Origin of the sequence: Corallococcus sp. AB038B (genome assembly GCF_003668955.1) — a bacterium.
Classification (GTDB): Bacteria; Myxococcota; Myxococcia; order Myxococcales; family Myxococcaceae; genus Corallococcus; species Corallococcus exiguus.
The window spans coordinates 1-381 of record NZ_RAWO01000431.1 but is presented as its reverse complement, the minus strand read 5'-3'; the positions used below and the strand labels follow the sequence as shown (position 1 = coordinate 381).

The window sequence follows — 381 nt, the reverse complement described above, 5'->3', positions numbered from 1 at the left end:
TGCACCTCCGCGAATACGCTGTCGGTGGCGAGGCTGTGGTCCGAGAAGACGATGTGCTTCTTCAAGGACCTGTCGAAGACGGCGTTGCCATAGGCCGCCGTGTAGTAGTCGGACAGCGACGTGGGTGCGCCGGACGCGGCGTGGTTCTGCGTGAAGGTGGCGATGCGGTCCACCGGGTAGACGCCGGCCTCCGCCTTCTGCAGCGCGTTGGTGTTGATGTCCGTCGCGTAGATGAGCGTGCGCTCCAGCAGTCCCTCCTCGCGCAGGAGGATGGCCAGCGAGTACACCTCCTCGCCGGTGCTGCACCCCGCCACCCAGACCTTCAGGGACGGGTACGTCCCCAGGAAGGGGACGACGCTCGTGCGCAGCGCGCGGAAGTAC

Annotated in this window: 1 protein-coding gene; it reads right to left on the bottom strand. The window is 66.7% G+C overall.

Features of this window, described 5'->3' with window-relative positions; all coding sequences use genetic code 11:
• Positions 1-381 (bottom strand): CheR family methyltransferase (locus D7Y04_RS43785; RefSeq protein WP_304988668.1); only part of this gene is annotated, 381 nt, incomplete at both ends.